Origin of the sequence: Mesorhizobium sp. CO1-1-7 (assembly GCF_020164885.1) — a bacterium.
Classification (GTDB): domain Bacteria; phylum Pseudomonadota; class Alphaproteobacteria; order Rhizobiales; family Rhizobiaceae; genus Mesorhizobium; species Mesorhizobium australicum.
This window is the reverse complement of the sequence record NZ_JAIUHA010000003.1, coordinates 120,041-137,115: the sequence shown is the minus strand read 5'-3', so window position 1 is coordinate 137,115 and position 17,075 is coordinate 120,041. Positions and strand designations below refer to the sequence as shown.

Genomic DNA, 17,075 nt, shown 5'->3' with positions numbered 1-17,075 from the left:
TCAAACCTTCAAGGGTTAACTCAAGCCGATGACCTTGATCCGCACGATTGGCCTGACGCTGTTGTTCCTGCTGGCGACACTGTCGTCGTCGGGCGCAGGCGAAGCCGATCTGCGCGCCATCATCGCCAAGTTCGCGAGCGCCAAGGGCTTTTCCGAGACCGGAGCCGTCGTGCATGACCTCGCCGCCACCGGCGATCCTTTGGTCGAACACCCGCTTTCGGCACTCGCCGATGGCAATCTCTATATCCGCAAGGCCGATTCCCTGGTCTTCGTCGGCAAGGAAACCGGCGAAAGCGTCCAGCTTTTCGATCCGCTCAGCAGCGAAGCATCCGGCGAGGCGGCCAAGGACGACGTCGCCAAGATCAAGGTCAACAACACACTGCGCCGCGTCATCCGCGATGCGCTCGGCACGCTGACGCTTGGCGCCAAGGATCCGGCGGTGCGGCTGGCCGCCGCCGGCACCATGTTCAAGACGCCCGACGCAGCCAACATCGAGCCACTCGACACGGCTGTCGCCAGCGAGACCGTGGCCAGCGTCAAGGCTCTGCTCGAACAGGCCCGCGCGGCCTCGGTGCTTGTTTCCGACAGGCCCGAGGCCGACAAACTCACCGCGGTCGCCCTGATCGGCGCGCGTGGCGACCGCGACGCGGTTTCGCTGCTCACTTCGGTCGAGGCCAGTGCCTCCGGCGCGGTCAAGGATGCGGCGACGGCAGCGATCGCCAACATCAATTCGACGCTGGCCTTGTGGGATGCCGGACAGAACATCTGGTACGGGATTTCGCTGGGTTCGGTGCTGCTGCTGGCAGCGATCGGGCTTGCCATCACCTTCGGCGTCATGGGCGTCATCAACATGGCGCATGGCGAGATGGTGATGCTTGGCGCCTATACGACCTTCGTCGTCCAGCAGGTGATCCGGACGTCCTTTCCCGGCTTGTTCGACTGGTCGCTGGTGATCGCGCTGCCGCTCGCCTTCTTGGTCGCGGCATTCGTCGGTCTCGTCATCGAGCGCGGCGTGATCCGGTTCCTCTACGGCCGGCCGCTGGAGACGCTGCTGGCAACCTGGGGCGTCTCGCTCATCCTGCAGCAGGCGGTGCGCTCGATCTTCGGACCGACCAACCAGGAGGTCGGCAATCCGTCCTGGATGTCCGGCTCCTTCGACGTCGGACAACTGGCCATCACCTGGAACCGGCTGTGGATTCTGGTGTTCGCGCTCACGGTATTCGGCATGTTGCTCTATGTGATGAAGCGCACGCCTTGGGGGCTGCAGATGCGCGCCGTCACCGCCAACCGGCGCATGGCCGCCTCGATGGGCATCAGGACGCCCTGGGTCGACGCGCTGACCTTCGCGCTGGGATCCGGCATTGCCGGTATCGCCGGCGTCGCGCTCAGCCAGATCGACAATGTCTCGCCCAATCTTGGTCGCGGCTACATCATCGACAGCTTCATGGTGGTCGTCTTCGGCGGTGTCGGCAATCTCTGGGGTACATTGGTCGGCGCCTTTTCGCTCGGCATCGTCAACAAGGTTCTCGAGCCCTATGCCGGCGCGGTGCTCGGCAAGATCGTCGTGCTGGTGCTGATCATCCTGTTCATCCAGAAGCGCCCGCGAGGCCTGTTCGCGCTCAAGGGCAGGGCGGTGGAAGCATGATATCGGGACGCTTCTTTGCCGCCGGCGCGGATCGCCGCATCGCCATCACCATCTTCATCCTGCTGGCGGTGGCTATAATCGTGCCGGTGCTTAACCTGGCCGTCTCGCCGACAAGCGCCTTCTACATTCCGTCCTACATCGTGGCGCTGACCGGCAAATATCTCTGCTATGCACTGCTGGCGCTCTCGCTCGATCTGGTCTGGGGCTATTGCGGTATCCTCTCGCTCGGCCACGGCGCCTTCTTCGCGCTCGGCGGCTATGCGATAGGGATGTATCTGATGCGCCAGATCGGCTCGCGCGGCGTCTACGGCAACCCGATCCTGCCCGATTTCATGGTTTTCCTGAACTACAAGGAATTGCCCTGGTTCTGGACCGGTTTCGACCATTTCTGGTTCGCCGCCATCATGGTGCTGGCGGTGCCCGGCCTGCTTGCCTTCATCTTCGGCTGGTTCGCCTTCCGCAGCCGCGTCACCGGTGTCTACCTCTCCATCATCACCCAGGCGATGACCTATGCGCTGCTGCTTGCCTTCTTCCGCAACGACATGGGTTTCGGAGGCAATAACGGCCTGACCGATTTCAAGGATATTCTGGGCTTCAACGTCCAGGCCGATACGACCCGCTCGGCACTGTTCGCGGCCAGCGCGGTGATGCTGGCACTCGCCGTTTTCATCACCTGGGCGATCGTCGGCTCCAAATACGGCAAGCTGCTGATGGCCGTGCGCGACGCCGAGAGCCGCACGCGCTTCCTCGGCTGGCGGGCGGAGAACGTAAAGCTGTTCGCTTTTACCGTTTCGGCCGTCATGGCAGGCATTGCCGGCGCGCTCTACGTGCCGCAGGTCGGCATCATCAATCCAGGCGAATTCGAGCCGGCCAATTCGATCGAGGTGGTGATCTGGGCGGCGGTCGGCGGCCGCGGCACCATTGTCGGGCCGATCATCGGCGCGTTGCTGGTCAATGCCGGCAAATCCTGGTTCACCGGCGTGCTGCCGGAATTCTGGCTGTTCGCGCTCGGCGGCCTGTTCGTCGCCGTCACCTTGCTCCTGCCCAAGGGCATCATCGGCATGTGGGACAGCTGGCGCGGCAATGCCAGGGCGCTGCGCGTGGCGTCCCTGGCTGAAGAAGCCGGCGCCGAGGTTGGCATCGCGTCCGCGACCTCGAAGCCCGCTCGCTCGCCGGCGAGAAACCCAGGCGAATGGTCCTGGTCCGACCCCGAACCGCAGGCGGCGGAGTAAGCGACCATGAGCAAATCCAACACTATCCTCTATCTCGACGGCGTCTCGGTGTCCTTCGACGGCTTTCGCGCCATCAACAATCTGTCCCTGGTGCTCGACAAGGGCGAGATGCGCGCCATCATCGGCCCCAACGGCGCCGGCAAGACGACGATGATGGACATCGTCACCGGCAAGACGAGGCCGGATGAAGGCGAAGTGTTCTTCGACGGCCAGGTGGACCTGACCAGGCATGACGAAGCCGAGATCGCCATGATGGGCATCGGCCGCAAATTCCAGAAGCCGACCGTTTTCGAAAGCCACACGATCGAAGAAAACCTGATGCTGGCGCTGAAGGGACCGCGTTCGATCTTCCCGGCGCTGTTCCATCGCCAATCGCCCGCCGAGGCGCGGCAGATCGATGACATCCTTGGCATCATCCGGTTGGGCGACAAGCGCCGCGAACTCGCCGCCAATCTCAGCCACGGCCAGAAACAATGGCTCGAGATCGGCATGCTGCTGGCGCAGGACCCGAAGCTGCTTCTGGTCGACGAGCCGGTGGCCGGCATGACCGATGCCGAGACCGAGGAAACCGCGCGGCTGCTCAGGGATATCGCCCGTGACCACTCGGTCATTGTCGTCGAACACGACATGCATTTCGTCCGCGAACTCGGCGTCAAGGTTACCTGCCTGCATGAAGGCTCGGTGCTCTCGGAAGGGACGCTCGATTTCGTTTCGGCCGACGAGCGCGTCGTCGAAGTCTATCTGGGGAGATGAGCATGCATTGGCGGGTTCAATTCCATCGCTTCGATCTGTCTTTGCTGAGGTTCTGGAGAAGGCGCTGACATGCTCGAGGTTTCCAATGCCACGCTGCACTACGGCGCCGCCCAGGCGTTGCGCGGCGTATCGCTGAAGGCGGGCGCCGGCAAGATCACCTGCGTGCTCGGCCGCAACGGCGTCGGCAAGACCAGTTTGATGAGATCGATCGTCGGCCACCACAGGCTGACGAGCGGAAGCGTTGCCTTCGAGGGGAAGGCGCTCGACCGGAGCGCGGCGTATGACCGCGCCCGGTCGGGCATCGCATTCGTTCCGCAGGGCAGGGAGATCTTTCCGCTGCTCAGCGTGCGGGAAAATCTCGAATCCGGCTTCGCGCCCTTGAAGCGCGCCGACCGCAACGTGCCGGCGCACGTCTTCGAGCTGTTTCCGGTGCTGAAGCAGATGCTTGGCCGCCGTGGCGGCGATCTTTCCGGCGGCCAGCAACAGCAGCTCGCCATCGGCAGGGCACTCGTGATGCGGCCGAAGCTGCTGGTGCTCGACGAGCCGACCGAAGGCATCCAGCCCTCTGTCATCAAGGATATCGGCCGCGCCATACGCTATCTGCGCGACCAGGCCGGCATTGCGGTGCTGCTGGTCGAACAGTATCTCGATTTCTGCCGCGAACTCGCCGACGAGGTCAACATCATGGATCGCGGCCAGATCGTCCACACCGGCCCGGCGGAAGATTTAGACCGGGCCGATGTCCGCAAATTCCTCACGGTCTAGAATCGGTGCCAGACTTCATTGAAGATTTGAAGTTATTGGCAAGTCCAATATTTCCTACATCCATCATCTGCGTCTCTGGCACATGCAATATCGCATGCTAGTCTTTCCGTGGCTTTGTGAGTCGGCCGTTTCCGTATCAGTCTGGTTATCGCAGATCGCGGCGCGGCAAAGGCCCTGCAAGTTCCACGCAAGCAAGGCTTCCTAGCTTCCCGATCTGATTGTCGTTCAAACGCGTTTGGGCACACAGGCTAAGGGACAGCCATGGAACGTTACGTCGAGGACTACCAGAAGCGGCGGCTTACCGAACGCGTCGACATCATCGCCGCCATCAACATTCTGAGGTCACAGGGCTGTGACTACGACGACCTGATCGAGGAGATCACCAAGGTCTTCTATGTCGACCTCGATACCTTCAATGAAATCGTCATGGCGGCTTAATGCATGTCGCCCGGCGGGCTTGGCGTGATACGCGCGTTTAGCTCGCGCGTCGGAATGGCGAGGCGGTGACGCGGTTGCGGCCTCCGCGCTTGGCGTCATAGAGCGCCTTGTCGGCGGCGCTGAGCACCTTGTCCAGGCTGATGCCCTCTTTGCTGCCAAACGCAAATCCGGCGCTGACCGTACAGGTGAGGGAACCGGTTTCGGTTTCTATCAGTCGCGTCGCGAAAGCCGCCCGGATACGCTCGGCTGCTTCCTCGACCGCCTCCGGCAGCGTGCGCTTCAGTACCAGCGCGAATTCCTCGCCGCCCATGCGCGCGGCGACGTCGGCCGGTCGAAGGTTGGCTACCAACTCGTTGGCGAACACCCTCAGCACTTCATCGCCCGCCGCATGGCCGAATTCGTCGTTGATGGTTTTGAAGTTGTCGAGGTCGAAGACGACCACCGCGGTAAAGGCGCCGACCGGGACATGGCCATGCATGTCGAACAGCGCGCGCCGGTTGAGCAGGCCGGTCAGGGAATCCGTCTGGGCGTTGCGATGGTGGTGCCTCGCCAGACGCCCCTGATTGAGGGCAAGCGAGAGCGCGCCAATACCTGTCATGCTGGCGATAACCACGACGAGGCTGAGCTCCTCGGCCCAGTTGCTTGGTGCATGTCCGAGCACCAGTTTTCCTTCCCAGGCGAGAACCATGGCGCAGAGCCCGAAGGAGGTGGCCGTGGCCGAATAGAGCGCGGTGATGCCGATCGTCAGGGCGGGTGCCTCATCACGGCCCTTCCAGTATTCGAAAGCCGTGGCGAACAGGAGCACGGCGGCAAACATGTTCTCCGCCACGAAGCCGAGGCCATCGTAGCCCAGAGCCATGGGGGGCAACGCTATCGCCAGGGAATAGCAACCCCACAGGGTCCGCGGCAGTGGCGAGCCGCCGGTTCGGAACTGATAGGCCGCACCCAGCATGGCCGAAAAGCCGATCAGCAGAAACGCGGAGGTGGCGATGCCGAGCAGGCGTCCCGGCATCTCGATATAGGCGTCATAGATAAAAATATCGCCGACCACGAACACCAGGCTGATCGCCCATGTCAGCAGGAATTTTTCCGAGCGGGCGGTCAGCCACATGCCGAACAATGTCAGGCTGAGGCAAGCGGCCGAGAAACCGACGGCCAGCAGAAGTGAAGTGTAGTCGAGCGACATGCCCTCTTTCCCTGCCGGCGGCGGTCCCAGCTCTGCGGCTTGGCGTCGGCGCATTCATGCGGCAAGGAAGTGTCGATAAGGTTACGATCGTGGCGAAGATGCCCAGGAACAGGCGCTTTGCTACGCTAATACGCACAGGCTATGCGCCTATTGTGTGTAGCTGGAAACCGACTGATGCCTTTTCAGTCGGCTACGCGCCTCATCAATGCCATCGCCCCGAACGGCGCCCGCACCTTGCCCTCGGTGATGAAGTAGACGAACACGTCGCGGGGCTGGACCGGGGCATCGGTGGCGGGGTCGGCGCGCCGCAGATCGGCCGGCTGCTTGCCCTGCGCCCAGATCTTGGCCCGCGCCGCCCATTCGTCGAGGCCCGTTGGCGTATAGCAATCGGGATTGTCGTCGCTGCCGGTCTGCAGCCGCGCATAGATGAAATCGCCAGTGATGTCGGCGATATCAGGATATTTGGCATGGTCGGCATAGACGATCGCCGCCTTGTATTTGCGCGCGAGCGCTGGGAATTCCGGCACGATGAAACTGTCGTTGCGCACTTCCAGCGCGTGGCGCAGCGCGACACCATCCTGCTTTTCCGGCAGCAGCTTCAGAAAGGCCTCGAAATCGTCCGGATCGAACTTCTTGGTCGGCGCGAACTGCCACAGGATCGGTCCCAGCTTGTCGCCGAGCGCGGCAACGCCGGAACCCAGGAAACGCATCATCGATTCACCGGCCTCGCCCAGCACGCGCCGGTTGGTGACGAAGCGGTTGCCTTTCAGCGAATAGACGAAATTGTCAGGTGCTTCGTTGGCCCATTTGACGAAGGTCGGCTCCTTGAAGCTCGAATAATAAGTGCCGTTGACCTCGATGCTCGGCACCTGCCGGGTAGCGTATTGCAGTTGCTTGGCCTTCGACAGTTTCTCGGGGTAGAAGGACGTGTCCCAGGGTTCGAAGGTCCAGCCGCCCATGCCGGCGCGGATTGTTCCCGATTTGCTCATTGTCGTCCTCCCAGATTTCTAATGGCGATCAGGCCGTGGTGGACCTGTTGTCGACGGGTTTGGCCATGTCGACGAGCATCCACCCTGGCCGGTAGGGATTGGGCCGGCGACCCGTTTCGCGATAGCCGTAAGCGAGATAGAGCGCGATGTTTCGTTCCATTTTCGCATTGGTGTAGAGCCGTATCTCCGGCAGGCCCCACTGCCGCGCCTGCTCGTCAGCGTGCTTCAGCAATGCAATACCGAACCCCTTGCCCTGGAAGGCAGGCGACACCGCGACGGAGAAGATCATCGCGTGATCTTCATGCCGCTCCAGCGTGATCACTCCGGCAAGTTCATCACCGCTCTCCAGCAGCCAGACCTTGCCCTGGGCAATACGCGGCGCGTAGTCCTCGGTAACCGGGATCGGCGGTGCATCGAGTATGGCATTGTAGGGAGCGTAGGCGGCTTGCGTCAGCGCGACGATCGCGGCGAGATCTTCAGGGCCGGCAAGCCTCATGCCAAAGCTGCTCTGGACCGTGATGAGATCATCCTTACCCATCACTCCGCCGCTTCGCGTTTGCCTCCGGGGCGTCGCTCCAGCAGTTCCTTCAGGAACTGGCCGGTGTAGCTGCGCTTTTCGCGCACGATCGCTTCCGGCGTGCCCGAGGCGACCAGTTCGCCGCCGCCATCACCGCCCTCGGGGCCGAGGTCGAGCACCCAGTCTGCGGTTTTTATCACTTCGAGATTATGCTCGATGACCACCACCGTATTGCCTTGGTCGACCAGTTCGTGCAGCACTTCCAATAGCTTGGCGACGTCATGGAAATGGAGACCGGTGGTCGGTTCGTCGAGGATGTAGAGCGTCTTGCCGGTCGCCTTGCGCGACAGTTCCTTGGCGAGCTTGATGCGCTGCGCTTCACCGCCGGACAGCGTCGTCGCCTGCTGGCCGATATGGATGTAACCAAGGCCGACCTGCTTCAGCGTCTCCAGCTTGTCGCGTACGCCGGGTACGGCGGCGAAGAAATCGACGCCTTCCTCGACGGTCATGTCGAGCACGTCGGCGATCGACTTGCCCTTGAACAGCACGTCGAGCGTCTCCCTGTTGTAGCGCTTGCCGTGACAGACGTCGCAGGTGACGTAGACGTCGGGCAAAAAGTGCATCTCGATCTTGATGACGCCGTCGCCTTGGCAGGCCTCGCAGCGGCCGCCCTTGACGTTGAAGGAGAAACGGCCGGGCTGATAGCCGCGCGCCTTCGCTTCCGGTAGCCCGGCGAACCAGTCGCGGATCGGCGTGAAGGCGCCGGTATAGGTGGCGGGGTTCGAACGCGGCGTGCGGCCGATCGGCGACTGATCGATGTCGATGACCTTGTCGAGGAACTCCAATCCCTCGATGCGGTCATGCTCGGCCGGATGTTCGCGCGAGCCCATGATGCGGCGCGAGGCAGCCTTGAACAGCGTCTCGATCAGGAAGGTCGACTTGCCGCCGCCCGATACGCCGGTGACGGCGGTGAAGGTGCCGAGCGGGATTTCGGCGGTGACGTTCTTCAGATTGTTGCCGCGCGCGCCGACGATCTTCAGCCGCCGGTTTTTCTTCGCCTCGCGGCGCACGCCGGGCGTTGCCACTTCGAGCGCGCCCGACAGATATTTGCCGGTGATCGAATTGGGGTTGGCCATCACCTGCTGCGGCGTGCCCTGGGCGATGATCTCGCCGCCATGGATGCCTGCGGCCGGACCCATGTCGACAACGTAGTCGGCATGCAGGATTGCGTCCTCGTCGTGCTCGACGACGATCACGGTGTTGCCGATGTCGCGCAGGTGCTTGAGCGTATCGAGCAGGCGCGTGTTGTCGCGCTGGTGCAGGCCGATCGACGGCTCGTCCAGCACGTAGAGCACGCCGGTGAGGCCTGAGCCGATCTGCGAGGCCAGCCGGATGCGCTGGCTTTCGCCACCCGACAGCGTGCCGGAATTGCGCGACAAGGTGAGATAGTCGAGCCCGACATCGTTGAGGAAGCGCAGACGCTCGCGGATTTCCTTCAAGACGCGGACAGCGATCTCGTTCTGCTTGTCGTTGAGCTGCGCCGGCAGGTCGGTGAACCATTTGTCGGCGTTGCGGATCGACTGTTCCGTCACTTCGCCAATGTGCTTGCCGGCGATCTTCACCGCCAGCGCCTCCGGCTTCAGCCGGTAGCCCTTGCAGACCGGGCAGGGCGTTGCCGACATGAAACGCTCGATCTCCTCGCGCATCCAGGCGGATTCGGTCTCCTTCCAGCGGCGCTCGAGATTGGGGATGACGCCTTCGAAGGTCTTTGTCGTCTTGTAGGAGCGCAGGCCGTCATCATACTGGAAGGTGATCTCGCGCTCGCCGGTGCCGCGCAGGATCGCTTCCTGGGCTTGCGCTGAAAGATCCTTGAACTTGTCGCCGAGCTTGAAGTCGTACGCCTTGCCCAATGCCTCGAGCGTCTGCGAGTAATAGGGCGAGGTCGATTTCGCCCATGGGCTGACGGCGCCGTCGCGCAGCGACACGTTCTCGTCCGGCACCACGAGGTTGGGGTCGATGGCGCGCTGGCTGCCGAGACCGTCGCAGGTCGGGCAGGCGCCAAACGGGTTGTTGAAGGAGAACAGCCTGGGCTCGATTTCCGGAATGGTGAAGCCGGAAACCGGGCAGGCGAACTTTTCCGAGAACAGGATGCGCTCATGCGTCTCGTTCTTCGACTTGTTGACCGAATCCTCGCCAGTCTGGCTGGCATCGAGCGGCCTGTCGGCGAACTCGGCCACTGCCAGCCCCTCGGCCAGCTTCAGCGCCGTCTCGATGGAGTCGGCAAGCCTTGTGGCAAGGTCGCCGCGAACGACGATGCGGTCGACGACGACGTCGATGTCGTGCTTGTATTTCTTGTCCAGCGCCGGCACATCGGCGATTTCATAGAAGACGCCGTCGACCTTGACGCGCTGAAAGCCCTTCTTCTGCAACTCCAGCAGTTCCTTGCGATATTCGCCCTTGCGGCCGCGCACGATGGGCGCCAGCAGGAACAGGCGCGTGCCTTCCTCGACGGCCAGCACCCGGTCGACCATCTGGCTGACCGTCTGGCTCTCGATCGGCAGGCCGGTGGCCGGCGAATAGGGCACGCCGACGCGGGCAAACAGAAGGCGCATATAGTCGTAGATCTCGGTGACGGTACCGACCGTCGAACGCGGGTTCTTCGACGTGGTCTTCTGCTCGATCGAGATGGCCGGCGACAGGCCGTCGATCTGGTCGACGTCGGGCTTTTGCATCATTTCGAGGAATTGCCGGGCATAGGCCGAGAGGCTCTCGACATAGCGGCGCTGGCCTTCTGCATAGATGGTGTCGAAAGCAAGCGACGATTTGCCGGAGCCCGACAGGCCGGTCATGACGATCAGGCTGTCACGCGGCAGGTCGAGATCGACATTCTTCAGATTGTGTTCGCGCGCCCCGCGAATGGAAAGATATTTATGGTCGGCCATGTCAGGTCGCCGCCTCAGATCTGGAATTTGTGGGATAGGCGGGTTTCCCCGGCCATTCCCTATGTAGTTATTTTTGCCGCCACGTCGAGAGACGCCACAATTCTCGACAGAAGTCGTTTAACCGCCTTTCGCGCGAGGGGGCAAGCGGAAAGAACAAAGACCGAACACGCTCCTGACAAAGCTGTGCGGAAGCTGACCCGAACGTAAGCTCCCGGCGATCACATTTTTCCGTAACCGGCTATTGATGGTTGACGCGGCCAACTCACGGGAGCAGTCTTGCGAAGTCAGCGAAGCCGGCCGTCTATCGATGGCCTCGCCGCCCCAAGGCGGCCTGCGAGACGCCGCAGGCATTTGCGATTTGCGCTTCACGACGACAATGTCGCAACGGACAAGAGGAGCGGAGCATGACGCCACCGGATAGTCCCCCAGGGCTTCAGTTGTTACTGGAGCCGCGGCAGGCATAAGTGCCAAGGGCAGGCGTTTGCGCCCCCCGACAAACCGTGACCTGCCGTATCCCTGAAAATCAGAGACTGCTAGTCGGATCGTCGGCTGAATGCCGCGAAGCATCCGAAATCAAACGCCGGCAGTACACTCCCGGCAAAAATGGATTTGAGATCCAGAAAAGCCCCGTCCGTTTGCCCAAGGCACGGCGGGGCTGTTCTTTTGGCGGGCTCCAGTTGGAAGGCCCGATCTTTGCCTATCTGGGTGGCTTGGTCCCGCCAACTCCGACATCGACGGTGATGCTGCCGGAAATCCTGACATCGGTATTGCCGATCTTGAACTGCCCGTTGCCGCTGCTGGGGAACGCGTCGTCGGGTTCGGGCACCGGGGCGGGCTTTGCGATGCGATAGTCGCCGGTTACGCCGGGCAGGGCGCCTTTCCGAACCGACGACGAGGCCTCGTCGGCAAGTGCCGACCTGGACACAAGGCCGACGATGGCAAGCACCATGGCGGCCGTGACACGGTGCGATGTTCTTGATCGATGAGTGTCGGTCATCCCTTGTTATAGGGGCCTGCCGCCACCGGAGCCAGAGCGGGATCGTCAAATCTTCGACAAGCAGCAGGATTTGACCTCACTCTGGTCCTACGCAGCCTTTTTGCGGGTGTCGAACACATGGTCGACGATGCCCCAGGCCTGGGCCTCGCGGGCGGTCATGAAATGGTCGCGATCGAGCGTGCGCTCGACGTCTTCATAGCTGCGGCCGCAATGCTGGGCGTAGAGTTCGGTCATGTGGCGTTTGGTCTGGCCGATGCGTTCGGCGTGCCGCTGGATGTCGGAAGCCTGGCCCTGGAAGCCGCCCAGCGGCTGATGTAGCAGGATGGTGGCGTTGGGTAGTGCGATGCGGCGCCCGGCGGTGCCCGCCATCAGCAGGAACGATCCCATCGACGCGGCAAAGCCCATGCATACGGTCGACACCGGGCAGCTGATATACTGCATCGTGTCGTAGATGGCGAAGCCGCTGGTCACCATGCCGCCGGGCGAGTTGATGTAGAGCGAGATCTCCTTCTCGGGATTGTCCGACTCCAGCGACAAAAGCTGCGCGCAGACCAGCGCCGAGACGTCATCGTTAATCTCCCCGTTGACGAAGACGATGCGCTCGCGCAGCAGCCGCGAAAAAATGTCGAATGCGCGTTCGCCGCGGCTCGATTGCTCGATTACCATCGGCACAAGACTGGCAACACCGCCCATTTTTCTGTCTCCAATTTTCCGTGTTCAAGCCGCGTGCAGCAGCAAAAGGCGTGGGGTGTTCGCGGCTATAGGCGTGTCGGTCCCGTGCAGCGAAAGCCGGCAGCCTGCCCCCGCCATGGCCACGGCCGGCATCGCCTTGCGAGCAAAGCCGTCATGGACGATGCGCAGATGCGTGCCGCCGGAAACGGTTCGGGCGAGTGTGAAGGTGACGGTGCTGTCGAGTGGGTGCGCGGCATCGTCCGACCGCTCGCGCCAGGAATAGCGCAGCAGGCGTTCGGGCTCGGCATCGAGAATCTCGCATTCGATCGCCGCGTCTTGACCGGCGAAGGCAAAGCGGCTGCCGGTCTGCGGCCTGATGTCGTTGGGCATCATCCAGGCGGCGAGCAGTTCCGGCACGGTCAGCGCCCGCCAAACCTTTTCCGGCGGCTCGGCAAGATCGTATTCGAACTCAATCGCATCGGGAGAGACTTCGCTTTGGCTGTTCATTGATCCATGTCCTTCAAAACCGTCTTCAGCCTTTCGATGCGCTCCGGCCAGAAGGTACGGTAGCGTTCGATCCATGAGAGCAGCGGGGCAAGCCCCTGCGGATCCGCACGATAATAGGCGTTGCGGCCGGCCCGCCGCTCGACCACGAGGCCGGCGCCCCGCAGCACCGCCAGATGCTGCGACACCGCCGGTTGCGACACCGTCAGGCCGTTGCGCAATTCCGAGACGCTCATCTCGCTTGTGGCGAGACGCTCGAAGACGGCGCGGCGTGTCGGGTCGGCCAAGGCGCGGAAAATCTCTGCTTCGATCATGACAAAAGCATAAGTCGATACTTATTGATTTGGCAAGCGTTGTTTTGAGGCCCATATGCGGCGTTCCGGCATTGCTGCCATTCCTTGACAATTGGCGGCGGTGCGTATAGGAACGAAAAGGGAACAAAAACCTTGTGGGAAAAGCCAGCCTTGGCAAGCGGCTGACGTGCGTAGCCTGTAAGGTGCTGCGACAAAAATTTGTTTCGGATAGCGCGGAGAAATATCATGGCGGGTAGCGTCAACAAGGTCATTCTGGTCGGCAATCTCGGCGCTGACCCTGAAATCCGCCGCCTGAACTCGGGCGAGCCGGTCGTCAACATCCGCATCGCGACGTCGGAAAGCTGGCGCGACAAGAATTCCGGCGAGCGCAAGGAAAAGACCGAGTGGCATAACGTCGTCATCTTCAATGAGGGCATCGCCAAGGTGGCGGAGCAGTATCTGAAGAAAGGCATGAAGGTTTATGTCGAGGGCCAGCTGCAGACGCGCAAATGGCAGGACCAGACCGGTGCCGACAAATACACGACCGAAGTCGTGCTGCAGAAATTCCGCGGCGAGTTGCAGATGCTCGATGCGCGTGGCCAGGGTGAGGGCGGTCAGGTTGGCGGCTACAGCGGTGGCGGCAGCAGCCGTGGTTCCGATTTCGGCCAGTCGAGCCCGAACGAAGGGTTCAACCGCGGTGGCGGCAACGCTCCCAGGGGCGGCGGTGGCGGTGGTTCGTCGCGCGAACTGGACGACGAAATTCCGTTCTGATCGAAAGCCGCACCAAATAGCGAATGCCTTTACTTGATATGCCCCGAGGGTCCGCATGGACTTTCGGGGTTTTGCATGGTGGTTTTGAGCTGACGTTGGCGCGATCAGAGACGTAAGAGGACTGGCGATGAAGGCACGGGTAAAATGGGTCGAGGAGCGCACCTTCGTCGGCGAGTCCGGCAGCGGCCACAAGGTCGTGCTGGGCACGGCGTCAAGCCCGGAAGGCAAGACGCCGGGACCGAGCCCGATGGAGCTGGTGCTGATCGGCACCGGCGGCTGCTCGGCCTATGATGTCGTCCATATCCTCGAAAAGGGGCGCGAGGCCGTCGAGGATTGCGTGGTCGAGCTCGATTCCGACCGCTCCGAAACCGATCCCAAAGTGTTCACCCGCATCCATATGCATTTCATCGTCAAGGGCCGGGCGCTGTCCAGCGACAAGGTCAAGCGGGCAATCGACCTTTCGATCGAAAAATACTGCTCGGCCTCCGCCATGATGGCCAAGACCGCGACGATTACCCACGACTTTGAAGTCATCGATACGACCGCAAAATAAGCGGGCCTACGAGGCCATCAGCGCCTTGATGCCATCTGCCACGAACTGCACGGCCAGTGCCGCCAGGATAACCCCGAGCAGGCGGGTCAGGATCGAGCGGCCGGTCTGGCCGAGGATGCGGTCGATGCGTTCCGATAGCACGAACACCAGATAGGTTATGACGAGGCAGACAAGAATGATGCCGACCAGGGCCGCCTGCGCCGCAAAACCCTGAAACGAGCCTGAGAGCAGCACCGTCGCTGAAATCGCGCCGGGGCCGGCGATCAGCGGGATCGCCAGGGGGAAGGCGGCGATGTTGTGGATCATGTCCTTGGTGATGGCGACGTTGCCGATCTTTTCCTTGCGGTCCTGCCGGCGCTCGAACACCATTTCGAAGGCGATGAAGAACAGCAGGAACCCGCCGGCGACACGGAACGCCGGCAAGGTGATGCCGAACACCGACAGGATCGATGCGCCGGCCACCGCAAACAGCGCCATCACCAGAAAACCGATGACCGAGGCGCGCACGGAAACCTGGCTGCGCTCCTCGCGGTTCATGCCGCGCGTCACGGCGAGGAACAGAGGCGCCAGCCCAGGCGGATCGATGGTCACGAGAATGGTGACGAAGGCATTGAACAGGCTGTCGAAACTCGGCATCGCTGACCCTCCCGCCGGGCCAAGCCCGTACCCACATTGGTAGAGCAAAGCCCGGTCGGTGGGAACAGTCAGAACCGCAGGTTAGGCGGCAGCGCCGCAATAGGCCTCCAGGCGATAGCCGTCCGGATCGACAACGAAGGCCGCGTAATAGTTCTCGCCATAGTCGGCGCGCAGGCCCGGTCCGCCATTGTCGCTGCCGCCTTCGCGCAACGCCCCGGCATGAAAGGCACCGACGCTATCCCGTGTCGGCGCGGCGAAGCAGAAATGCAGGCCGGATCTTTCGTCCGCCGGCACCGGGCGCGCCGCCTCGTTGACCCACAGCGCGACAGCCTGGGGCGCGACAGCCTGGACACCATAGCCGAGCGAACCCGGCGATTGGCTGACGCAAGTGAAGCCGAGCGGCCTCAACGCGGCATCGTAGAAACGTTTGGAGGCAGTGACGTCGCTAACGCCGATCGAGTATGATCGAACATGGTTTTCTCCATTGTTACTAAGGGTTGTGGGGTCATCTTTCAGATTGACGACGCGCCAGGAACTCGACTTCGAGGTGCCAGTCCGCGCCGTCATGCGAGCGCTCGCCGAGCCATCGGAAGGAATTCTCGGTGATGCGCGAAAAGCTCCAGCGTACCGAGGAACCAGTGCCGTCGGCGCCGACCTGCACGATCGTGCCGCCTTCGGCGCGGCCGAACTGACGGCTGAAATACTGGTTGCGCGGGTCGCTCCAGAAGATGTGCCAGGCATCGATTCCGGGGTCATAGACCCGCAGCGTCGTGCCGTAAAAGGTCCATTTGCCAAGCGATGGCGAGGGGCCGGCGTCACGCGCGGGCAGGATCCAGACGTCCTGGATGGCGCGGCCTTCCAGCGCCCAGCCGAAGTGCACCTCGCCGCGTCCGGTCAGCACCGTGCCGTCCTCGAGATGGCGCGCGGCGTCAAACGTCCAGGCACCGACGAAGCGGCCGTAAAGGTTCAGTTTTTCGGCAAGCCCTTCGATCGGTCCGGGACTGTGCAAGGCTTCGGCAAATGTGGATTGGTCGGGCATGGCTGCGGCCTCTTCTTGTCAGGAGACCGCGAGCAATAGGTGCCGGCGGGGTTTTGGGCTTGGGAAAAATTGCTATATTTCAGCCATGACGGCGACCGCGAATACCCTTGCGTCCGGACCTGGCTGGGACGTGGCGGATGTGATCTGCACGGCCAGCGCCGGCGATCGGCCGTTCGAGGAAGTCCATCGGGATTTTTGCGTCGCGGCGGTCACCAGTGGCACCTTCCGCTATCGCGCACAGCAAGGCACCGCAATGCTCGCGCCAGGCAGCCTCCTGCTTGGCAATTCCGGCACATGCTACGAATGCGGGCACGAGCATGGCAGCGGCGACCGTTGCCTCTCCTTCCATTTCGGGCCGGCCTATATGGACCGGATCGTCGCCGACGTACCGGGCGCTGGGAAGCTCACCTTCAAGACGCCCCGCCTGCCGCCGTTACCCGCCATCGCACCGCTGCTGGCCGAGGCGGAAGCCGCGCGCGACATGGCCGACGCAGGCGCCTTCGAGGAAGTTGCCCTACGCATCGCCGGTGCCGCCGTGGCGATAATCTCAGGCGCAAGGCATGCCAGTCGCGATCCAAGCCGCCGCGATCAGAAAAGGGTTGCCGAGGCGGTGAGGCGGATCGAACTGGATGCCGACGGACCGGTCTCGCTTCCAGCGTTGGCGGATGAGACCGCGACCAGTCCCTATCATTTCCTGCGCACCTTCCGGCAGGTCGCCGGCATGACGCCCTATCAGTACCTGCTCAGGACCCGATTGCATCGCGCGGCGGTGCGATTGCGCACGTCCAACGATGCCATCTCGGCAATTGCTTTCGAAGCCGGCTTCAACGATCTGTCGACTTTCAACCGCCGGTTTCGGCGGGTCATGGGCGAGACGCCGGGCCGGTATCGGTCCGGGCGGGTTGGCAGCCGCTGAAAAGTTGCCACGAGGTCCAATTGATCGCGCTCGCGGCGTTCGTCTGGGGAAAACGGTCCATTGCCGGCTTTTGCCTTGGTGGCGGCGAAAGCGCCTTGGCCATATCGTCGCAATCAGTGGTATCCATTTGAAATTACCACCAAAATTGACACTGGAAAAGTGCCGCGAACATTGGAGTTTCGGCCTCGCTTCCTATATAAGCAGCGAGTGATTCCTGATTAGATTGT

At 62.4% G+C, this 17,075-nt stretch carries 18 protein-coding genes and 1 pseudogene; 8 read left to right on the top strand and 11 right to left on the bottom strand.

Going from position 1 to position 17,075, the window contains the following annotated elements:
• The first annotated feature begins 28 nt into the window (after window positions 1-28).
• The 5 genes from urtB to LB516_RS07280 all read left to right on the top strand — a co-directional run bounded on the left by urtB (window position 29) and on the right by LB516_RS07280 (window position 4,833).
• Complete coding sequence (gene urtB, locus LB516_RS07300) at window positions 29-1,645, top strand: urea ABC transporter permease subunit UrtB (RefSeq protein WP_224719242.1); 1,617 nt, start codon at window positions 29-31, stop codon at window positions 1,643-1,645.
• Window positions 1,642-2,877 carry an urea ABC transporter permease subunit UrtC gene (gene urtC, locus LB516_RS07295; protein ID WP_140664227.1) on the top strand — a complete coding sequence of 412 codons (1,236 nt, stop codon included), beginning with the start codon at window positions 1,642-1,644 and terminating at the stop codon, window positions 2,875-2,877. Before urtB ends, urtC begins: the two co-directional genes overlap by 4 nt.
• A 6-nt stretch (window positions 2,878-2,883) precedes the next feature.
• Entirely contained in the window at window positions 2,884-3,630 is a 747-nt protein-coding gene (gene urtD / locus LB516_RS07290) for an urea ABC transporter ATP-binding protein UrtD (RefSeq protein ID WP_015317700.1), read from the top strand.
• Window positions 3,631-3,699: 69 nt separating this feature from the next.
• Window positions 3,700-4,395: an urea ABC transporter ATP-binding subunit UrtE gene (gene urtE / locus LB516_RS07285; RefSeq protein WP_140616298.1), complete on the top strand. Its 696-nt coding sequence runs from the start codon at window positions 3,700-3,702 to the stop codon at window positions 4,393-4,395.
• Between the two features lie 261 nt (window positions 4,396-4,656).
• Entirely contained in the window at window positions 4,657-4,833 is a 177-nt protein-coding gene (locus LB516_RS07280) for a hypothetical protein (protein WP_013531844.1), read from the top strand.
• Between the two features lie 37 nt (window positions 4,834-4,870).
• Here LB516_RS07280 and LB516_RS07275 read toward each other — a convergent pair whose 3' ends face one another.
• The 8 genes from LB516_RS07275 to LB516_RS07240 all read right to left on the bottom strand — a co-directional run bounded on the left by LB516_RS07275 (window position 4,871) and on the right by LB516_RS07240 (window position 12,954).
• Window positions 4,871-6,019, bottom strand: a complete 1,149-nt coding sequence (locus LB516_RS07275; RefSeq protein WP_224719241.1) for a GGDEF domain-containing protein — start codon at window positions 6,017-6,019, stop codon at window positions 4,871-4,873.
• Between the two features lie 182 nt (window positions 6,020-6,201).
• Window positions 6,202-7,008 carry a DUF72 domain-containing protein gene (locus tag LB516_RS07270; protein ID WP_224719240.1) on the bottom strand — a complete coding sequence of 269 codons (807 nt, stop codon included), beginning with the start codon at window positions 7,006-7,008 and terminating at the stop codon, window positions 6,202-6,204.
• A gap of 28 nt (window positions 7,009-7,036) precedes the next feature.
• A complete protein-coding gene (locus LB516_RS07265; RefSeq protein ID WP_224719375.1) occupies window positions 7,037-7,504 on the bottom strand; it encodes a GNAT family N-acetyltransferase in 468 nt (155 codons plus the stop codon).
• A 41-nt stretch (window positions 7,505-7,545) separates the two neighbouring features.
• Window positions 7,546-10,467, bottom strand: coding sequence for an excinuclease ABC subunit UvrA (gene uvrA / locus LB516_RS07260; RefSeq protein ID WP_140664219.1), 2,922 nt, complete (start codon window positions 10,465-10,467; stop codon window positions 7,546-7,548).
• A 697-nt stretch (window positions 10,468-11,164) separates the two neighbouring features.
• Complete coding sequence (locus tag LB516_RS07255; protein WP_140664216.1) at window positions 11,165-11,464, bottom strand: hypothetical protein; 300 nt, start codon at window positions 11,462-11,464, stop codon at window positions 11,165-11,167.
• An 87-nt stretch (window positions 11,465-11,551) separates the two neighbouring features.
• Window positions 11,552-12,157 (bottom strand): ATP-dependent Clp protease proteolytic subunit, encoded by a 606-nt coding sequence (locus LB516_RS07250; protein WP_015317707.1) that lies wholly within the window; start codon window positions 12,155-12,157, stop codon window positions 11,552-11,554.
• A 24-nt stretch (window positions 12,158-12,181) separates the two neighbouring features.
• A complete protein-coding gene (locus tag LB516_RS07245) occupies window positions 12,182-12,643 on the bottom strand; it encodes an SRPBCC family protein (RefSeq protein WP_224719239.1) in 462 nt (153 codons plus the stop codon).
• Window positions 12,640-12,954, bottom strand: a complete 315-nt coding sequence (locus LB516_RS07240; RefSeq protein ID WP_224719238.1) for an ArsR/SmtB family transcription factor — start codon at window positions 12,952-12,954, stop codon at window positions 12,640-12,642. Before LB516_RS07240 ends, LB516_RS07245 begins: the two co-directional genes overlap by 4 nt.
• Before the next feature lie 225 nt (window positions 12,955-13,179).
• On the opposite strand from LB516_RS07240, the gene LB516_RS07235 reads away from it, so the two are divergent.
• Both LB516_RS07235 and LB516_RS07230 read left to right on the top strand, forming a co-directional pair.
• The gene (locus LB516_RS07235) at window positions 13,180-13,704 is read left to right on the top strand and encodes a single-stranded DNA-binding protein (RefSeq protein WP_023773877.1); all 525 of its coding nucleotides are present in this window, start codon (window positions 13,180-13,182) and stop codon (window positions 13,702-13,704) included.
• A 127-nt stretch (window positions 13,705-13,831) separates the two neighbouring features.
• Window positions 13,832-14,257, top strand: a complete 426-nt coding sequence (locus LB516_RS07230; protein ID WP_224719237.1) for an OsmC family protein — start codon at window positions 13,832-13,834, stop codon at window positions 14,255-14,257.
• Window positions 14,258-14,263: 6 nt separating this feature from the next.
• On the opposite strand, the gene LB516_RS07225 is transcribed toward LB516_RS07230, so the two are convergent.
• The 3 genes and pseudogenes from LB516_RS07225 to LB516_RS07215 all read right to left on the bottom strand — a co-directional run bounded on the left by LB516_RS07225 (window position 14,264) and on the right by LB516_RS07215 (window position 15,932).
• Window positions 14,264-14,893 carry a MarC family protein gene (locus tag LB516_RS07225; protein ID WP_224719236.1) on the bottom strand — a complete coding sequence of 210 codons (630 nt, stop codon included), beginning with the start codon at window positions 14,891-14,893 and terminating at the stop codon, window positions 14,264-14,266.
• A gap of 81 nt (window positions 14,894-14,974) precedes the next feature.
• Window positions 14,975-15,366, bottom strand: a pseudogene (locus LB516_RS07220) (VOC family protein).
• Window positions 15,367-15,398: 32 nt separating this feature from the next.
• Window positions 15,399-15,932, bottom strand: a complete 534-nt coding sequence (locus tag LB516_RS07215; RefSeq protein ID WP_224719235.1) for a hypothetical protein — start codon at window positions 15,930-15,932, stop codon at window positions 15,399-15,401.
• A gap of 85 nt (window positions 15,933-16,017) precedes the next feature.
• Between LB516_RS07215 and LB516_RS07210 the strand changes: the two genes are divergently transcribed.
• Entirely contained in the window at window positions 16,018-16,848 is an 831-nt protein-coding gene (locus LB516_RS07210) for a helix-turn-helix transcriptional regulator (protein WP_224719234.1), read from the top strand.
• The last annotated feature ends 227 nt before the right edge of the window (window positions 16,849-17,075 follow it).

Excerpts from the sequence above, each read along its gene's own strand:
- urtB (WP_224719242.1), top strand. The coding sequence starts at position 29 with ATGACCTTGATCCGCACGATTGGCCTGACGCTGTTGTTCCTGCTGGCG.
- urtC (WP_140664227.1), top strand. The coding sequence starts at position 1,642 with ATGATATCGGGACGCTTCTTTGCCGCCGGCGCGGATCGCCGCATCGCC.
- urtD (WP_015317700.1), top strand. The coding sequence starts at position 2,884 with ATGAGCAAATCCAACACTATCCTCTATCTCGACGGCGTCTCGGTGTCC.
- urtE (WP_140616298.1), top strand. The coding sequence starts at position 3,700 with ATGCTCGAGGTTTCCAATGCCACGCTGCACTACGGCGCCGCCCAGGCG.
- LB516_RS07280 (WP_013531844.1), top strand. The coding sequence starts at position 4,657 with ATGGAACGTTACGTCGAGGACTACCAGAAGCGGCGGCTTACCGAACGC.
- LB516_RS07275 (WP_224719241.1), bottom strand. The coding sequence starts at position 6,019 with ATGTCGCTCGACTACACTTCACTTCTGCTGGCCGTCGGTTTCTCGGCC.
- LB516_RS07270 (WP_224719240.1), bottom strand. The coding sequence starts at position 7,008 with ATGAGCAAATCGGGAACAATCCGCGCCGGCATGGGCGGCTGGACCTTC.
- LB516_RS07265 (WP_224719375.1), bottom strand. The coding sequence starts at position 7,504 with ATGAGGCTTGCCGGCCCTGAAGATCTCGCCGCGATCGTCGCGCTGACG.
- uvrA (WP_140664219.1), bottom strand. The coding sequence starts at position 10,467 with ATGGCCGACCATAAATATCTTTCCATTCGCGGGGCGCGCGAACACAAT.
- LB516_RS07255 (WP_140664216.1), bottom strand. The coding sequence starts at position 11,464 with ATGACCGACACTCATCGATCAAGAACATCGCACCGTGTCACGGCCGCC.
- LB516_RS07250 (WP_015317707.1), bottom strand. The coding sequence starts at position 12,157 with ATGGGCGGTGTTGCCAGTCTTGTGCCGATGGTAATCGAGCAATCGAGC.
- LB516_RS07245 (WP_224719239.1), bottom strand. The coding sequence starts at position 12,643 with ATGAACAGCCAAAGCGAAGTCTCTCCCGATGCGATTGAGTTCGAATAC.
- LB516_RS07240 (WP_224719238.1), bottom strand. The coding sequence starts at position 12,954 with ATGATCGAAGCAGAGATTTTCCGCGCCTTGGCCGACCCGACACGCCGC.
- LB516_RS07235 (WP_023773877.1), top strand. The coding sequence starts at position 13,180 with ATGGCGGGTAGCGTCAACAAGGTCATTCTGGTCGGCAATCTCGGCGCT.
- LB516_RS07230 (WP_224719237.1), top strand. The coding sequence starts at position 13,832 with ATGAAGGCACGGGTAAAATGGGTCGAGGAGCGCACCTTCGTCGGCGAG.
- LB516_RS07225 (WP_224719236.1), bottom strand. The coding sequence starts at position 14,893 with ATGCCGAGTTTCGACAGCCTGTTCAATGCCTTCGTCACCATTCTCGTG.
- LB516_RS07215 (WP_224719235.1), bottom strand. The coding sequence starts at position 15,932 with ATGCCCGACCAATCCACATTTGCCGAAGCCTTGCACAGTCCCGGACCG.
- LB516_RS07210 (WP_224719234.1), top strand. The coding sequence starts at position 16,018 with ATGACGGCGACCGCGAATACCCTTGCGTCCGGACCTGGCTGGGACGTG.